The sequence below is a fragment of the Streptomyces sp. NPDC014727 genome (assembly GCF_043083485.1).
Lineage (GTDB): Bacteria > Actinomycetota > Actinomycetes > Streptomycetales > Streptomycetaceae > Streptomyces.
In genome coordinates this window covers 80,939-97,384 of record NZ_JBIBYR010000012.1, presented here as the reverse complement: position 1 = coordinate 97,384, position 16,446 = coordinate 80,939, and the positions used below count along the sequence as shown (strand labels likewise).

Sequence of the window (16,446 nt, the reverse complement as noted above, 5' to 3'; positions counted from 1 at the left end):
CATACTGGACGCATGGAGACACGGGTGCGGTATGCGGAGATCCGGCCGTACACGGTTCCGGAGACCCTGGATGAGCTGGCCGGGCCGACGGACGGGGTCGTGGTTTTGCCGACCGCGTTGGACTGGACACCGAAGAGCACATACGACCTGTCGGACGACGTTGACCTGCGGATGCTCTATGAGACGGTCATCCGCGAGGCCATGCATGTGGAGGAGCTGCGGCAGTTCCTCGCCCCCGTGCTTCTCTCAGCCGTGTGGCAGAGGCTGTGGCTTCCGCCGCGGGTGCGGCAGATGTGGGAGGGGCGCTTCCCGGAGCTGGCCCGCAGGGCTGCGTAGTATTCGTCGGCATGGATCCGTTTCACTCCCGGCTCGCCCGTATCGGTCTTGGAGCCGCCGCGAGTTACGGCTTTGTCCTGGCCGGCGGGTATGCGGTGCAGGTGCACGGGTTCCTGGAGCGGCTTTCGGACGACGTCGACCTATTCACGGACAACGCTGACCCGATTGCCTTCTCCGAGGCCGTCGATGAGGTGGCTGCGGCGTACCGGGCGGCAGACCTGACCGTTGAGGTGGAGAAGTCCGGTGGGGTGTTCGCCCGGTTCGCGGTTGCTGACGAACAGGGACACACGGCGAAGGTAGAGCTCGGGTGCGACTGGCGGGCTCGGCCACCTGCTGTTTTGGAGATCGGTCCTGTACTGCACCCCGATGACGCGGTGGCTAACAAGGTGACCACGCTGTTCGGACGGGCCGCGCCGCGTGATTACCTCGATGTGAATGCCGCGCTCGCTTCCGGGCAGTACTCGGGTGATCGGCTGCTGGAGTTGGCGTCGGAGCACGATGCTGGGTTTGATCCGGGCTATTTCGCCCAGGCGCTGCGGGCGGTCGACCGTTGGCCGGACCGGGAGTACGAGGCCTACGGCGTCGATGGTGGCCAGGTGGAGGCCATGCGTCGACGGCTGCGTGCCTGGGCTGCCGAGATCCTCGATGAACGTATCGACGAGAGATGACCCAGCCGACCCCGGCGCCAACGGGTGCGGGCTCTTTCACCGGTTATCGGCGCTTCGGCGCACGAGCAGGAGCAATACGGACACGGCGGTCGGCGAGTATTCCGAATGTGAGGCTGGGGGCTAGGTCGCAGCTGCGGTGAGGTGGTACGTGGGGCTGCGCGCAGCCCGCACCCACAGAGGGGCGCTTGTAGAGGTCCCACAGTGACTTCCGCTCGGCCCTCCGACCGCTCGACAGCAGCGCTGATCGCCGGGCGGCAGTCTCACTGGCGGGCCGGTGAGGACTCCACCGGTGGACAGCCGGTGGACAGACGCCTTTGGACGGTGCATCACGGGGTGGCACGGGCCAACCTGTTGCACCTGCTCTGATCAGGAAAAACGTCACTAGGCGGCACGACAAGGTACGACGCAACATGATCGCTCATGGTCTCGTAATGCGTAGGTCTCGGGTTCGAATCCCGAAGGCGGCTCCGGAAAACCCCAGGTCACACAACCCGTGACCTGGGGTTTTGTCGTGTTCGGAGTATGACGGAACGGATCGGCGAATCCGTGAACCGCGAACCCGGCCATGCCGCGCGCCTCGGTGAGGGAATCGGGCCGGTCCGGCATGCGGCCGGCGGGGCCGGTGGCAGGCGGCGGTTGGCAGTCGCGGCGTTCCGGTAGCGGCGCGTCGTGGCCGGGAGGGTGAAGCGGGAGCGTCGCCCGGTCCTATGCCCGGGACACAGCGTGCGGCAGGTCTTCGACGCCGCCCGTTCATCCGCGTCCGCCAGCCAGAAGTACACGGGCGGCAGGACGAGTTCGATCGCGGTCAGGACCAGCTGGAACGAGTCCGGCCGTCCTGCCACGGCGAGCGACGACAGACGGCTGAGTCCACCCACGCACCTCGACTACTTCATCGAGAACAGGAACGCCGTCCTCGCCGCGAACCGGGTCCTCGCCGGCGACCCTGTCATCCAGACGATCATGACCAACGAGCTCGACGGCCTGCTCAATGTGCTCCCCCTGGCCGACGAGAATGCCCGTGAGGCCGTCTCCGGAGTCCTGAAGAGCTGGCTGGTGTTCGTCCAGGTGCTCTGCGTCGACTGGCTGACCCGGGAAACCTACAGCCGCACCGAACTGCGCGATGTCTGCATCGGCGCCGTGCTGGGCGCCATCCGTCCCCTGCTCGCGGTCGACCCCGCATCCGACTGGCCGCGCTGAGAGGCGGCGGCCTCGGTGTCGGTGTCGTCCGCCCCCGAACTCGCGAGACCCCGGGTCGGATCCGTGCCGATGGCTCGGGAAGATCAGCCCGACCGGTACGGGCGGTCGAAGGCGGTTCGGACGGGCCGGGGCGCGGTGTGTCGGTTCACCGCGTCAGCTCGGTGATCAGTGACGTGGCCCGGCCGATGAGTGCCACCTCGTGCGCGCTCATCGTCGGGTTGGCGGCGCGCAGGCCGGCGGCTTCGGCGAGGTGGTGGGCGGGTATGCCGCCGGAGGCGGAGAGACGCGGGATCAGGGCTTCCAGCAGTGCGCGGGCACCCGTCGATGCGGGGGACCGGGGATCGACCGCGACCTGGGCGAGGATCAGGGACGACATGGCCCGGTCGGCGGCCGGTGCGCCCTCCCTGGTGTTGCTCCAGTCGATCACCACCGGGCCCCGGGGCGTCAGCATCACGTTGTCCGGGTGCAGGTCGAGATGGAGGATCCGGTCCCCGGGGTGCGGGGAGAGCCGCGCCGGGACGGTGTGCAGTTCGGCGAGGAGAGCGGCCAGCACGGCGCCGGCCTCGGCCGCGGAGAGGTCCCCGGACAGCAGGGACCGCAGCATCGTCGGACCGGTCAGCCGCTGCAGCATCAGGTCGCAGGGAGCCGTTTCGGCGTCGCGGGGGCCGAGCCGGGGCACCGGGTAGCCGTGGGCGCTGAGGTAGGACATGACCGTCCACTCATGGGTCGCGTCCGTTCCGTCGCGGTAACGGCGCAGGACCCACTTCTCGTCGAGCGCGTACACATCCGCGGACCGTCCGGTACCCAGAAGCTCACCTATTCGCATGGGGCGAACCTATGGGCACCGGCGGCGGGGAGGAGAGATCACCAGCGCATATGGACGTCCTCGGCCCAGCCGAGGAGCTGATCCACGGCGATCTCGCGGCCCTCGTCGTCCCGGACGAGGCCGGTGTAGTGGCCGAAGCACTGGTCGGTGCGGTTGGCGATCAGACCGGCGTCGGTGCGGGTGGAGCGGTTGTGGAAAGGGGTGAACGTCAGGTCCACCGCGGGCCGTTCGCCCGCGGATGTGATGGTCCACGGGGTCATGAAGTCGGTGGGCGACCAGCGCCACTCCAACTCCTCGCCGATCTTGGTGAGTCGGCCGTCCACGCAGAGCGCGTTCTCGGTCGCGCCGGTGCCCCGGGTCCAGCGGCCGCCGAACTGCAGACCCACCGTGTGGCCGCCCGTGCGCCCCGAGGCGGCTCCCCAGTTCCAGTCGACCGAGCGCGGCCAGCGCCCCCGGCCGTGGTCGAGCACGGCCCAGGCGTCCTCACCGAACTCCAGGATCCTGTCGCCGATCCGGACCGTACCGGAGGCGGGGCGGGCCGTGTGCTTCGACGTGTACTGGAAGCGGCGTCCGCTCCACGGCACGACGACGGACAACGTCTCGTGGCCGACGGGCAGCGAGGCGAAGAGGTCGACCTCCACGGTCTCCACGGCCTCTTCGCCTTCCCGCGTGCCCCTGGCGCCCTGCGGTGAGCGCGGCGTCAGGCACCGAGCCCGCAGCCGGGTGCCCCCGTCCTCCCCACGGATCTCGATCCTGACCTTGCCGCCGGTGGGGCGCTGCGGACCGACCACCACGGCGGGTGAGCCGACCGTGCCCGCGATCACCTCCGGGAGACGGACGCCGCGCCCGCCGGGAACGATCGAGGTGCGCTCGAACTCGCGCCCTTTTGGCCCGTATTCCAGTACGTACACCGTGTTCAGGGCCAGGAAGTCGAGGTCACTCACCGTCAGGGCGACGAGATGGGTCGGGGTGGTCACGCACCAGTACTCCCAGCGCTTGGTCCGCCCCCAGCCCCGAAGATTCGCGCGGTGCAGCGGCTGCCTGGACCAGCCGCGGGCCGCCGGGTTCAGCCGGCCGTCCGGCAGGCACAGGTCGACGGGCTCGGTGATCTCGTGTTCACGCGTGGCCATGCGCGGAGCCTACCGACCTGGTGCGCGATGGAGAGTGGATCAGGTCGTATGGGCTGCCCCGTCACCCCGGCGGAAGAGCTGTCGGTACCGCCGGTCAAGGGGCCCCATAACAACCACCGACGCCGCGGACACCGCCCGAATCCGTCGGGCCGGCGCCCGGCCCGTCGTCGTCGAGCACAGCCTGGCCGAACTCGACGCCGCGAAGGCCGCGTTGGACCGGGTCGCGCGGCGCAGGGCCCCGGAGGACATACCCGCCTGGTACGTCGACGTGGCCACCAATCGCGTGGTCGTGGAGGCCGCCCGCGCCTCGGCCGCCGATGCCTTCCTCGCCGCGGCGCATGTGCCGCGCGGGGTGGTGACGGTGAGCCGGTCGGCCGAGCAGCCCCGTACCTTCACGGATCTGCGGGGTGGTGACGCCTACTACATGAACGGCTCCGGGCGCTGCTCCATCGGCTTTCCCGTGAAGCGCGGCAGCGGCCAGTCCGGTTTTGTCAGCGCCGGTCACTGCGGCACCCCCGGGGTCAGCACCAGCGGTTACAACCAGCAGGCCCAAGGCTCCTTCCAGGGCTCCACCTTCCCCGGCCGCGACTATTCCTGGGTCGCCACCAACACCAACTGGACGCCGCGCGCTCTGGTCAACGGGTACGGCAACGGCGATGTGACGGTCACCGGATCACCGAGGCGCTGGAGGGTTCGTCGGTCTGCCGCTCGGGCTCGACGACCGGCTGGCACTGCGGAACGGTGCAGCAACGCAACACCAGCGTCACCTACCAGGAGGGCACCGTCTCCGGAGTCACCCGCACCAATGTGTGCGCCGAACCCGGCGACTCCGGCGGTTCGTTCATCTCCGGCAGCCAGGCGCAGGGCGTCACGTCCGGCCGCTCCGGCAACTGCTCCCAGGGCGGTACGACGTACTTCCAGCCGGTGAACCCGGCGCTCCAGGCGTACGGGCTCACCCTGGTCACCAGTGGCACCCCGACCGATCCGCCCACCGATCCGCCGACCGACCCGCCCGGCTCCACCTGGGCGGCCGGAACGCTCTACAACGCGGGAGACCGCGTCACGTACGGCGGGGTCGCGTACCGCTGTCTGCAGGCGCACTCGGCCATGACCGGCTGGGTACCGCCGAACGTCCCCGCGCTGTGGGAACGCGGGTAGACACGCAGCACGGCAAAGGCGCACCACCGCTGCGCGGGTGCGCCCCGGGGTTTCCCTCGCGGGGCGCACGCCGCGCTCGGTCCGGGCCGGAGCTTCTCATCCGGTCCGGACCCTTCCGCTTCCGCGGGAGGACGCGGGCGCGGACACGGACCGGGAGGGCACAGGGGTGGACACGGACCGGGAGGACACGGGAGCGGACACGGGTGCGGATGCGCCGTCCGGCCGACGAGCGTCCGTCCGGGCGCGGAGTAGCCTGGATGTGTACGGCTCCCGATGAGCCGCTTTCGTCGGCCTGCGCATCGAAGGGGGCCGGTATCGCATGAACACCCTGGTCACCGTGGTGGTCGTCCTCGCGATGATCGCGATCGCGGCGTTCGTCATCCATCGGCTCAATGCCCGGCATCGTCATCAGCATCTGCGTCCCGCACACTACGACCACGGGCTGGCCGGTTTCGGCGAACAGAACGCTCCGGGCGCCCGGCCCGCGCCGGGACATGATGCGCGGCCGGACACGGGTGAACAACGGGGGCGCGGGGAGTCCGGCACGCCTGGCTCCGGTGCGTGAGCGAGGGGCGGGCTACTTCGCGTCCGAATAGCGCTCCACCACCGCCGTGGTGAACGGAAAGCGCACCGGCGTGTCGCCGAAGACGGTCCGCCCGGCGGTGTCACCGGCCGACCGGATCGCCTCCACGACCGCCTCGGTCTCCTCCTGCGGACAGTGCACGATCACCTCGTCGTGCTGGAAGAAGACCAGCTCGGCCCGGAGCCCGGCGGAGCGGAGCGAGTGGCGGAGGGCGGCGAGGAGCAGCAGCGCCCAGTCCGCCGCGCTGCCCTGCACCACGAAGTTACGGGTGAAGCGGCCCCGTGCGCGGGCATGGGACGATGCGTATCCCGGCGTGAACCCACCGTCTCCGGAAGGCTGTTCGGTGCTCTCCTGTGGAATACCGGCCTCGTCGTCGTCACCGCTTCCGGCCGCAGGGGGACTGGTCCGGCCCAGATACGTCCGTACGAGGCGCCCCTCCTCGCCCGCTTTCGCGGCGTCGTCGACATAGGCCACGGCCAGCGGGAATCTTCGGCGCAGGGCGGCCAGATTCTTCAGGCCGTCGCCCGAGGTCTGGCCGTAGATCGCGCCCAGCAGGGCGAGCTTGGCGTGGTCCCGGTCGCCGTGGAAGGCCCGGTCCGACAGCGCCGTGTAGAGATCGCCGTCATGGCCCGCCACCTCCATCAGACCGCGGTCGCGGGAGATCGCGGCCAGGACCCTGGGTTCCATCTGGTCGGCGTCCGCCACGACCAGGCGCCAGCCCTGGTCGGCGACGACCGCCTGCCGTATCACCTTGGGGATCTGCAGCGCCCCTCCGCCGTTGGTCGTCCAGCGCCCGCTGACCGAGCCGCCCGGCTGGTACTCGGGGCGGAAACGCCCGTCGCGCACCCAGTCCTGGAGCCAGCTCCAGCCGTGCGCCGTCCAGATCCGGTACAGCTTCTTGTACCGGATGAGGGGCTCCACCGCGGGATGGTCCAGCTCTTCCAGCTCCCAGCGCCGGGTGGACTTCACCTTGATGCCGGCCTGTGCGAAGGCCTTCACGACGTCGGCGGGGAGGTCGGGGCGGACCCGTCTGCCGAAGGCGGCCGACACCTCGTCGGCCAGCTCGGCCAGCCTGCGGGGCTCGCCGCCGCCCGCATAGCGCTCGCCGAGCAGTTCCTGGAGCACGTCCCGGTGGACATCGGCGCGCCAGGGGAGGCCGGAACGGTTCATCTCGGCGGCGACCAGCATGCCGGCCGATTCGGCGGCCGTCAGCAGGCGCATCCGGCCCGGGTGCGCCGTGGCGTCATGGCGGCGGAGCTGGTCGGCATAGACCTGGAGCAGGTCGTCGAACGGCAGGCCGGTGCCGGACCGCGGCTCGAAGAGGGAGGACTGCGAACCGGGCTCGGCGGAGCGCGGCGGCGGATCGGGGGGCACGGGAGCGCCGTGCAGACGGGCGTGGGCGGCGGCCGCGGAGCGGGGTTCGCCGAGACGGCCCTCATGGGCGAGGAGGAGGGATTCGGCGACCTCGATGTCGTAACACCGGGCCACGGGGACCTCCGCCGCGAGCAGGCGCGGGTAGATCTCGGCAGTGGACCGCCAGACCCAGCGTGTGACCTCCGGGCGGGACCGGACGGCCTCCACGAGGTCCGCCTCGGTCAGGACCGGGGCGGTGGGCAGGCCGGTGGAGTCCAGCGGGGCGAGCAGGGCGCCGCCGGTCTCCGTGGCGGCCAGAGCCCAACGTTCGGTCATGTGGTCGAGTCTGGCACCCGGCACTGACACGGGGGCGTTGCCGGGGCGCGCCGGGGTGGCGGGAGGCCGGGAACGGCGTGAGGGTGCGGGGCGGTGGCGACGGGCGGTGGCGACGGGCGGGACCTCGCGCGGCGCGGTGCGGACCGTCGTGCGCGGTTCCGCCCCGCCCGGTCCTGCCCTGCCGCTCCCCGGAACCGGGGTCCGTCCCCGGAGCCCGTCCCGGGATCCCAGGGCCCTCGCACGCCGGGAGGGCCGTGGCCTAATCGGAGCCCGTCGTCCAGGTTCCCAGGGAGATTTCGGCGGTGATGCCGGGGCCGAAACCGGCCATCAGTCCGCGGTGGCCGTCGAGGGCCGAAGCCTCGTCGAACATTCGACCGAGGGCGTCGAGCACCACCGCGCTGGCTATGTTGCCGTACTCGGTGAGCGTGGCCCGGCTGAAGCGGAACGCTTCGGGCGGCACATCGAGGAAGCGGCTCAGATCATCCAGGATGCGTGGGCCGCCCGCGTGGATGATGTAGAAGTCCAGCTTGCCGGCGTTCCACTGGTGTTCGTCCGCCACGGCGTTCAGGGCCGGAGCGAGGGGCTCCATGGTTCCGGGAACGCGCTTGTCGAGCTGGAAGTGGAACCCGGTGGAACGGACCGCGTAGGAGATCCAGTCCTCGGTGTCCGGAATGATGAACGAGCCGTTGCGTTCCAGGCGGACCCCGGTGCCTCCATGGCCTCGCAGGACGACGGCGGCTATGCCGTCGCCGAACAGGCCGTTGGACAGCAGGGATCCGACACCCAGGTCGGTGGGCTGATAGCACAGGGAGCAGAACTCGCAGGCGACGACCAGCACATTGGCGTCCGGGTAGGCCCTGCAGAAGTCGTGGGCCCGGTTGACGGCCGCGCCGCCCGCGGCACAGCCGAGTTGGGCGATCGGCAGCTGGCGCGTCTGAGGCCGGAAGCCCATCTCTCCGATGAGCCACGATGTCGGCGGCGGCATCATGAAGCCGGTGCAGGAGACGTACACGATCAAGTCGATCTGCTGCGGCTCCAGTTCGGCCTGGTCGAGCGCCCGGCGCACCACTTCCGGAACGCGGGCCTTGGTGTGCTCCTCGTAGGTGATGCTGCGGGCGTCGAAGCCCGGGTGCTGCAGCACCTTCTCGATGGGTTGGATCAGGTGCCGTTTCTGCACCCCGGTGTGTTCGATGAGCCGAAGCACCAGGTCGATCTGCGGATGGTCGCCGTGCAACCGTCGTGCCAGCTCAAGGGTTTCCTCGTTGGTGATGACGTACTCGGGAACCGCGATGGCCGGCTTGCAGAGAACCGCCATGGAACTCCTCCTAGCGGACTTGGTCCACGCCGCCGGGCCCGGGACGGTCACGGGGGCGTCCGCGACGCGGGAACGGCCACCACGGCCCCGTACGCGCGGCGCGGGACAGGGTTTCGGTGGATTCCTGCGCCGGGTTCGGTACCCCTGGAACGGGCGCGGACGGGCCGACCGTCGAAGACTGAGTTCTAGCCGTTCGTGGACGGACGTTTGATCGGTCATTGATCAGACGTTGATCCGCCACGGCTGGGTGGCCGTCGGAACCACGTTACGGCAGGCCGATCGGGGCCGCATGTCGAGCCGGCGCGGGCGGGGCGCCGACGCGCGGCAGGGCGCCCGGCGCCCCGGGACCGTGCCGGGTGGCCGGGCGCCCTGCCGCGACGCATCATCGAGGACAGTCGCCGTCCGTGCGCGGCGGTCCGGTGCGCTGCCGGACCGCCCCTGTCACCAGGTGACGGGCAGTTCGAGGGGATAGCGCCAGATGGCGGTCCTGTTCCAGCGCACCTCCTCGGCCGGCGTCGCCAGCTTCAGAGCGGGGAAGCGCTTCAGCAGGGTTCCGATGGCGGCCTGGAGCTCCGTGGCGGCGAGCGGGGCGCCGAGACAGTGGTGGCCGCCCCAGCCGAACGTCATGTGGGACGGATTCTCGCGCTGCAGATCCAGTTCGTCGGGCCGGTCGAACTTCCGGGGGTCGCGGTTGGCCGTCAGATAGGAGACGTGCACGATGTCCCCCTCCCGGATCAGCACCCCGCTCAGCTCCACGTCCTCCAGGGCGACCCGGGGGATGCCGACGCCCTTGCGGAACGGGATGAAGCGCAGCAGTTCCTCCATGGCCTGCGGGAGCATGTCGGGGCGCTCGCGCAGCATGGCGAGCTCGTTCGGCCTGGTGAGCAGCGTGTAGGCGATGTTGCCGATCTCGTACGTGGTGGTGTCCTGGCCGGTGATGAGCAGGACCATGGCCATGACGGTCAGCTCCTGGTCGTTGAGGATCTCGTCCCCGTCGCGCGCCGTGGCCAGCGCGCTGATCAGGTCGTCGCCCGGGTTCGCGCGCCGCTCGGCCGTCAACTTCTGGAAGTAGGCGCGGAGATCGGCCTTGGCGCGTACCGCGGCGTCCTTGTTCTCGACGGTGGTGTCCATCATGGTCCGGGCGTGGGCGCGCAGTTGTGCGCGGTCACCCTCGGGAATGTCGAGGACTTCGCAGATGGTGGTCAGGGGCAGCGGGGCCGCCAGGTGCTCGAAGAGATCGGCGGGGGAACCGTGCTCCTCCATGCGGTCCAGCAGTTCGTCCACGACATGCTGGGTACGCACCTTCATGCGTTCCATGTGACGGGGCGCGAACCCCTTGGAGATCAGGCTGCGCAGCCGGCTGCTGCCCGGCGGGTCCATCACGTTGATGGCCTCGTCCTGGACGATCGGCTCAGGGGTCATGCGCGGAAAGTTCCGGCCGATGATGGCGCTCCGGCTGAAGCGCCGGTCGGTGGTCACCGTGCGCACGTCGTCGTAGCCGGTGACGAGCCATGCCTCGCCGTCACCGTGCGGCAGCCGGATGCGGGAGACGGGTTCTTCGGTCATCAAGTGCCTGAGCACCGGGTCGAATTCGAGGGCCTCGGCGTAGTCGAACGGGCAGTACCGGGCGCCGGCGACTGGTTCCATACGGAGCTCCAGAGGGGAATCTGACGGGTGGTTCGGGGAATGGGCGGGCTGGACGGGACATGGGTGCCCGGCCGTCCGCACGGGCACGCGCCGCTCCGGGTCGATTGGTCCATATGAAGAGCGGATTCGGCGGCCGGGGTCGCTGGACCGGCGGAATCGGTCCGCGGCCCCGGCCGGCCGGTGGGGAGCAGGGGCCGACGGGCACGGCAGCGTCGGTGGGGGCCCGGCGGCCGGGGAGGGCCGGCGCGTCCGGCGTGCGGGGGCGCTCTCAGCCGGACGGTACGACGTCGGTGGCGTCCACCGCAGGGCGCAGCGCCCGTGCCAGCTCGACGCCGTCACCCACGGCCCAGAAGTGGGTGAAGAACAGGCGGGGGTCCTCCGCCAGGTGGTGGTTGTGCAGCTCGACGAGTTCGATCCCGCCGCGTCGCAGGGCCTTCAGTACGTGCGGAACCTCGTCGGCGAGCATGGCGCAGTCGCCGCTGAGCGCGGCACGCCCGCCACCCAGCGGCTGGAAGGTGAACGCGCTGCTCGACCCCAGACCGGGCGGCAGGATCAGATGGCCGTACATGATGGTCTCGCGCCGGACGAAGAGGATCTTGTAGAGCCCGTCCTCGACGGACCCCTTGGTGCCGAGCACCGCCTCCATCCCCGCGACGTCCAGGTCGACCGTGGTCACGGGGCCGGGGGGCACGGCGGGCGGGGTGCCGGTGCGGTCGAATCCGGCGCGCAGCCCGCGGGCCAGGGCCACCGCGTCGTGGCCGTGGGCGTGGACATGGGTCCACCAGAGGTCGGGGATCTGGGCGAGCAGGTGCTTGTGGAGCGCGGTCTGCTCGATTCCGTGCGCCTGCCAGGCGTCGGTCACCCGCTGCAGTTCCTTCTCGGTGACCACCACGTCGCCCATCAGCATCGTGGAGCCGTCCGCGTAACGGACGAAGGCCACGTGCGTGCCCAGTGCGAGCCCCGGTGTGACGAGGACGCCCTTGGAGACCACGTGGAGGTCCCGCCGGGGGAAGCCCGTGTGGTACGTCGTTCCGCGCAGCATGTTGCCGCTGCGGCCCAGGGCCCGTGCCACGCCCGCCCAGTCCGCCAGGTCGGTCCGCACCGGCTCGATCCGCCCGGTGTGCCCCGTCCCGGCCATCTTCGCGGGCAGGGCGCGAGCGGCGGCGGCGGGCCCTGCCGCGGTCAGCACCGGTGCGAGCGCGGCGGCGGCCAGTACCCGCCGCCGCGACGGGATCGCCCGTGCGCGGGTGTCCTGCTGTCGGTCTCCAGTCATCACTTGATCGCCTCCATGGCGAGATGAAAGCACGCGAAACCTGGATAAAAGGATGAAAGCGGATGCATCGTCAGCGGGTCGGGCTGGATGGACCAATCGCACCGCCCGGCCCGGCCGGGGCGTTCCACCGGGCCAAGCGCCTCGCGCGTGGTCGCCCTGCAGTTCGATATCCACAGGGTGTGGACGGGTGGGTCCATGTCCGGCCTCCGCCGCGGACGGCCCGCACCGCCTCGCCGACGGCCGGGGTTCAGAGCCCGCCGGACCGGACGGTCACGGCCGCCGCGCCCGTCCACGGGCACGGGGCCAGGCGTACCGTGCCGTACCGCCCTGCCTACCCTGACCTCATGGAACCGGTGATCGACCAGGCATTCGCGGCGGCCCTCTATTCGGACGGCGACGCCGGTCTCGACAGCGGCGCCTCCCTCCTGGCCGCCCACCCCGCGGTCGACGCCGAACTGCACCGGCGCGGTGAGGAGTTCGTCCGCCGGGCCTGGGAGCGCGGCTGGCTCCCCGCCGACGTCGTACGCATCGTCCGCCGCGAACTCGACAAGACCGCCGTCGGACTCGTCGCCGGGCTGATCGGCTCGGAGACCGGACGGTACGAGCGGCTGCCGCCCCGCTGGCGGTCCCAGCTCGACGGGCTGCCCGCCGCGCCGGCCCGGAACCGGCCCGACAGGTTCTCCTATGCCTCCGCCCTTCTCGGCCTGTACCGGCTGCTGCTCCGGCTCCCCGCCATCGAACCGGTCGGTCCGCCGCCCGGTGCCCTTCCGCACGGACTCCGTCTGCCGCCCGCGCACGACGAACCCCGGATGCTGACCCGGATCCGCGCCCTGCTCGCCAAGGCGGAGGCGACCGGGTTCCCCGAGGAGGCGGAGGCCCTCACCACCAAGGCGCAGGAACTGATGGCCCGGCACTCCATCGACGAGGCCCTGCTCGCCGCCCGTACCCACAGCAAGGAGGCGCCCGGGGCGTGCCGGATCGGGGTCGATGCCCCGTACGAGACGGCGAAGGCGATCCTGCTCGACGCGGTCGCCTCCGCGAACCGCTGCCGGGCGGTGTGGAACGGCGATCTCGGCTTCTCCACGGTGGTCGGCTTCGATCCGGATCTGGACGCCGTGGAACTGCTGTACACCTCCCTGCTGGTCCAGGGCACGGTGGCGATGACGAAGGCCGAGGCGGGCCAGCGGGCGGGCGGACGCAAGCGGACCAAGACGTTTCGGCAGTCCTTCCTGATGGCGTACGCCCAGCGCCTGGGCGGCCGGCTCGCCGCCGACGCCGCCCGCGTCACCGCGGATGCCGAGGCCGAGGAGGCCGGGACCGGGGCCCGATCCGGGGCTGCGGGGTCCGCGACCCCCCACCTGCTCCCGGTCCTCGCCGCCCGCGACATGGCGGTCACGGACACCGCCGAGCGGATGTTTCCCGAGACCACGACCACGCGCGTCCGGGGCGCCACGGACCTGGACGGATGGACCCACGGCACGGCCGCCGCGGACCGGGCGAGGACGGGCGGGAACGGGCCGGGGATCGACGGCGGGCGCGGGAGCCGGTAGGCGCCTCGGGCGCCCCCTCCGCTCCGGGGCCGTTCCGGCGTTTCCGTCATCGGCCCCTCCGAACGGCCCCGACGGCCCCGATGGCCCCGATGGCCCCGATGGCCCCGACGGCCCCGACGGCCTCGACAGCCCCGGCGGACCTTCCGGTGGTTATGTGGTAATTCCGGCTTATCGGCTGTTCCGGCTAGGCTCTGGGCATGAGCTGGCTCCGGGCGCTGAAGGAGACGGCCCGCTCGGGGCTGACGATCGAGCGGCGGCGTCTCGAACCGCTCATCGCGATCCGCGGTGCGGTCGGTCTCGCCCTCGTCATCGGGGTCGGCCTCGCGTTCTTCGGGCCCGTCGTCGCCGCGAGCTCCGCGTTCGGTGCGTTCCAGGCGGCCATCGCCACGTTCCAGCGCAGCTGGCGTCCCCGGCCCGTCCTCGCCCTGGTCTCCGGGGCGAGCCTCGCCGTATCGACGTTCCTCGGCTATCTCACCGGCTCTCACACACCGCTGTTCCTGGCCCTGCTGGTGCTCTGGACGTTCCTGGCGGGCCTGGCCTGGGCGGCGGGGCCGACGGGCGGGATCATCGCGTCGTCGAACGTGGCGATCATGCTGGTGACGGTCACCCTGCCCAGCTCCGTCGCGAACTCGGCGGTGCACGCCGCGATGATCCTGTTCGGCGGTGTGGTGCAGGCCGCGCTGATCGTCCTGTTCCCGGTACGGAGATGGGGCGCCCAGCGCGACGCCCTGGCCGACGCCCTGGCCGCCGAGGCCGACTACGCGCGGCGGCTGCGCCACGACCCGCTCTCCGCCTTCGACCCGGTACCGCTGATGAAGGCCCGCAGCGCGGCAGCCGTCACGCCCTGGCAGGCCCGCCGCCGACCGCCCGAACTGCGTGGCTCCCGGGGTGTCGCCGAACGGATCAGGCCGGTGCTCGCCTCGCTCGCGGACCCGGCGATGGGCGTGCCGGCCGAGGGGCCGGAGCGGGACCGGGTCCGCGAGCTCCTCGCCGCCGCCGGATCCGTGCTCGACTCGGCGGCACGCGCGATCCGCCACGGCGACCCGGTGAAGCTCTCCCCGTCCGCCGTCGCCGTACTGAAGACGCCCGACACCGGCTCCCTCCTCGTCGGCCCGCCCCGCCGCGCCGCCGACCGGCTCGGCGCGCTGCTCTCCGACGTCATCGAGACGGCCGAGGGGGCGGGGACGAAGGAGGAGGACGCCGAGGCCGAGAAGGCCGCCGAGGCCATCAAGGCCACCGGCGAGGCGCCCGGCGCCCCGCACCGCCGCCGCCCCACCCTGCTGCGGCTGGTCCCGGTCGTCGTGCGGGCGATGCGGGCCGAACTGCGCCCCGGTTCACCGATCCTGCGGCACGCCGTCCGGGTCGCCGTCGTCGTCGCCGTGGGCTACCTCATCGGCGTGTCGCTGCCGTTCGGCCACGGCTACTGGGCGCCCATGGCGGCCGTCATGGCGATGCGGCCGGAGTTCACCCAGACGTACGGGCGTTCCGTGGCCCGTTTCGGCGGGACGATCGTCGGCGTCTCGCTCGCCACCGCGATCGTCCGGACCGCCCACCCCGGCGTGACGCCGTCCGCGGTGTTCGCCGTGCTCTGCGCCCTGCTGATGTATCTGCTGATGCGCACCGGATACGTCGTCGGCCAGGCGTGCGTCTCCGCGTATGTCGTCTTCCTGCTCGGCATGGCGGGCGAGGCCTGGTCGCAGACCGTTTTCGAACGGGTCGTCCTCACCCTCGTCGGCGGCCTGCTGGCGATGATCTCGTACGCCGCCTACCCGGCCTGGGAGACCCCGAGGCTCCGCGGCAGGCTCGGCGACTGGCTGAAGGCGGACGGGCGGTACGCCGCCGCGGTCGTCGACCAGTACGCCGAGCCGGCCGAGCGCGGTCACGACGACGTCCGTTCCGCGCTCCTCGACACCCGTGAGGCACGTGTGGCCTGGCAGGAGGCGCTGGCCACCGCCCAGCACGAACCGGTGCGCAACCGCGGCCTGTCCCGTGCCGCCGCCGACGACACCCAGCACGCCCTCGCCCAGCTCGGCCGGGTCGCGATGCTGCTGGAGGCCCACCTCCCGTGCGGCGGCGCCACCCCCGTACCGGCCGCCGCGCGCCTGGCCGAGGCGCTGCGCCGGGCCACCGAACGAGCGGCGAAGGAGGTGCGGGAGCGGCGCGTACCGGACTGGGCGGAGGTGCGCGAGGCGCTGGAGGCGTGGGACGCGCGGCAGCGGACGGACGAAGGCGGGGCGGATCCGTTCGTACGGAACGGGGCGGGCCTCCTTCTCGAAGCCCTGGAGGAGTTCTCCCGGGGGCTGGACGGGACGTCGAAGCCGGCCCGGCCCCGGGACCGGGCGGACTGACGGGCGGCGCGGTCGGCCGTCAGGGGGTCGGCAGGCCCGGCAGGCCCGAAGGGATCGCTCCCGGTTCGGTCTTGGCCAGGGTGTCCTCCGTCCCGCCGTCCCAGGACACCTTGATGGTTTTGCCGTCGTTGGAGACGACCGATCCCGTGGTGCGGGCGGTGTCGCCGTCGGCGCACTTCAGGGCGAGCGTCACCTTGCCCGTCTCCTTCACGGTGCCCGTGCAGGCCTGCTGCTCGGTGACGAGCACGGCCTTCCCGGACGCGACGGACAGGATCACCGCCTTGCCGTCGGTCTTTCCGGCCCAGCCGCCTTCCAGCGAAGCCGCGTCGGCCCCGGCGCCGGAGCCACCGCCGCCCGGGACCCGGCCGGTCTTCCCGGCGTCGGAGCCGCTGGCCGACTCGCTCTTCCCGTTGCCGCTGCCGCAGCCGGTCAGTGCGACGGCGATGACGATTCCGGCGATGATTACGCCGCCGGAGCGCATGACGGTGTGCACGTGGAATTCCCCCTCGTCGATGAAAGACCGCGCCAAGCTACCAGCGGGGCTCTCGGGTATGGGGTGCTCGGCTCGGGGTAGACGGAGCCGAACAGGCCTCCCGTGCGTCTATGCATATGCCGTAAAGCTGTAATCGTGGGAACACCCCGCGTGCACGTGCATCCGCGCATGCATCTGCTCATGCAGCAATATTTGAACAGAGCTATGATCCGAGACAGTTGACACTTGCACCT

13 protein-coding genes and 2 pseudogenes are annotated in these 16,446 nt (G+C 71.4%); 7 read left to right on the top strand and 8 right to left on the bottom strand.

Features of this window, described 5'->3' with window-relative positions:
- Nucleotides 1–12: 12 nt before the first annotated feature.
- Both ACF1B9_RS20380 and ACF1B9_RS20375 read left to right on the top strand, forming a co-directional pair.
- Nucleotides 13–336: a hypothetical protein gene (locus tag ACF1B9_RS20380; protein WP_391744611.1), complete on the top strand. Its 324-nt coding sequence runs from the start codon at nucleotides 13–15 to the stop codon at nucleotides 334–336.
- An 11-nt stretch (nucleotides 337–347) separates the two neighbouring features.
- A complete protein-coding gene (locus tag ACF1B9_RS20375) occupies nucleotides 348–1,004 on the top strand; it encodes a nucleotidyl transferase AbiEii/AbiGii toxin family protein (RefSeq protein WP_391744613.1) in 657 nt (218 codons plus the stop codon).
- A 482-nt stretch (nucleotides 1,005–1,486) separates the two neighbouring features.
- Here the strand turns inward: ACF1B9_RS20375 and ACF1B9_RS20370 are convergent, their stop codons facing one another.
- Nucleotides 1,487–1,846, bottom strand: coding sequence for a hypothetical protein (locus tag ACF1B9_RS20370; protein ID WP_391795926.1), 360 nt, complete (start codon nucleotides 1,844–1,846; stop codon nucleotides 1,487–1,489).
- Nucleotides 1,847–1,880: 34 nt separating this feature from the next.
- On the opposite strand from ACF1B9_RS20370, the pseudogene ACF1B9_RS20365 reads away from it, so the two are divergent.
- Nucleotides 1,881–2,201, top strand: a pseudogene (locus ACF1B9_RS20365) (TetR/AcrR family transcriptional regulator); the annotation flags it as partial.
- Nucleotides 2,202–2,346: 145 nt separating this feature from the next.
- Here ACF1B9_RS20365 and ACF1B9_RS20360 read toward each other — a convergent pair.
- Nucleotides 2,347–3,027 carry a phosphotransferase gene (locus ACF1B9_RS20360; protein ID WP_391744616.1) on the bottom strand — a complete coding sequence of 227 codons (681 nt, stop codon included), beginning with the start codon at nucleotides 3,025–3,027 and terminating at the stop codon, nucleotides 2,347–2,349.
- Between the two features lie 38 nt (nucleotides 3,028–3,065).
- On the bottom strand, nucleotides 3,066–4,157 hold the full coding sequence (locus ACF1B9_RS20355) for a DUF2804 domain-containing protein (RefSeq protein ID WP_391744618.1): 1,092 nt from the start codon (nucleotides 4,155–4,157) through the stop codon (nucleotides 3,066–3,068).
- Nucleotides 4,158–4,263: 106 nt separating this feature from the next.
- Between ACF1B9_RS20355 and ACF1B9_RS20350 the strand changes: the two are divergent.
- Nucleotides 4,264–5,315: pseudogene (locus tag ACF1B9_RS20350) on the top strand (alpha-lytic protease prodomain-containing protein); the annotation flags it as partial.
- A gap of 319 nt (nucleotides 5,316–5,634) precedes the next feature.
- Nucleotides 5,635–5,880 (top strand): hypothetical protein, encoded by a 246-nt coding sequence (locus ACF1B9_RS20345; protein ID WP_391744619.1) that lies wholly within the window; start codon nucleotides 5,635–5,637, stop codon nucleotides 5,878–5,880.
- A gap of 12 nt (nucleotides 5,881–5,892) precedes the next feature.
- Here the strand turns inward: ACF1B9_RS20345 and ACF1B9_RS20340 are convergent, their stop codons facing one another.
- The 4 genes from ACF1B9_RS20340 to ACF1B9_RS20325 all read right to left on the bottom strand — a co-directional run bounded on the left by ACF1B9_RS20340 (nucleotide 5,893) and on the right by ACF1B9_RS20325 (nucleotide 11,822).
- On the bottom strand, nucleotides 5,893–7,587 hold the full coding sequence (locus tag ACF1B9_RS20340) for a bifunctional 3'-5' exonuclease/DNA polymerase (RefSeq protein ID WP_391744621.1): 1,695 nt from the start codon (nucleotides 7,585–7,587) through the stop codon (nucleotides 5,893–5,895).
- Between the two features lie 259 nt (nucleotides 7,588–7,846).
- Nucleotides 7,847–8,902 (bottom strand): type III polyketide synthase, encoded by a 1,056-nt coding sequence (locus tag ACF1B9_RS20335; protein WP_391744622.1) that lies wholly within the window; start codon nucleotides 8,900–8,902, stop codon nucleotides 7,847–7,849.
- 441 nt (nucleotides 8,903–9,343) lie between these two features.
- The gene (locus ACF1B9_RS20330) at nucleotides 9,344–10,549 is read right to left on the bottom strand and encodes a cytochrome P450 (RefSeq protein WP_391746100.1); all 1,206 of its coding nucleotides are present in this window, start codon (nucleotides 10,547–10,549) and stop codon (nucleotides 9,344–9,346) included.
- A 268-nt stretch (nucleotides 10,550–10,817) separates the two neighbouring features.
- Complete coding sequence (locus ACF1B9_RS20325; RefSeq protein WP_391746101.1) at nucleotides 10,818–11,822, bottom strand: DUF1259 domain-containing protein; 1,005 nt, start codon at nucleotides 11,820–11,822, stop codon at nucleotides 10,818–10,820.
- A gap of 344 nt (nucleotides 11,823–12,166) precedes the next feature.
- On the opposite strand from ACF1B9_RS20325, the gene ACF1B9_RS20320 reads away from it, so the two are divergent.
- Both ACF1B9_RS20320 and ACF1B9_RS20315 read left to right on the top strand, forming a co-directional pair.
- Nucleotides 12,167–13,372, top strand: coding sequence for a DUF2786 domain-containing protein (locus tag ACF1B9_RS20320; RefSeq protein ID WP_391746103.1), 1,206 nt, complete (start codon nucleotides 12,167–12,169; stop codon nucleotides 13,370–13,372).
- 197 nt (nucleotides 13,373–13,569) lie between these two features.
- A complete protein-coding gene (locus tag ACF1B9_RS20315; RefSeq protein WP_391746104.1) occupies nucleotides 13,570–15,720 on the top strand; it encodes an FUSC family protein in 2,151 nt (716 codons plus the stop codon).
- Between the two features lie 19 nt (nucleotides 15,721–15,739).
- Here the strand turns inward: ACF1B9_RS20315 and ACF1B9_RS20310 are convergent, their stop codons facing one another.
- Entirely contained in the window at nucleotides 15,740–16,249 is a 510-nt protein-coding gene (locus tag ACF1B9_RS20310; RefSeq protein WP_391746105.1) for a hypothetical protein, read from the bottom strand.
- Between the last annotated feature and the right edge of the window lie 197 nt (nucleotides 16,250–16,446).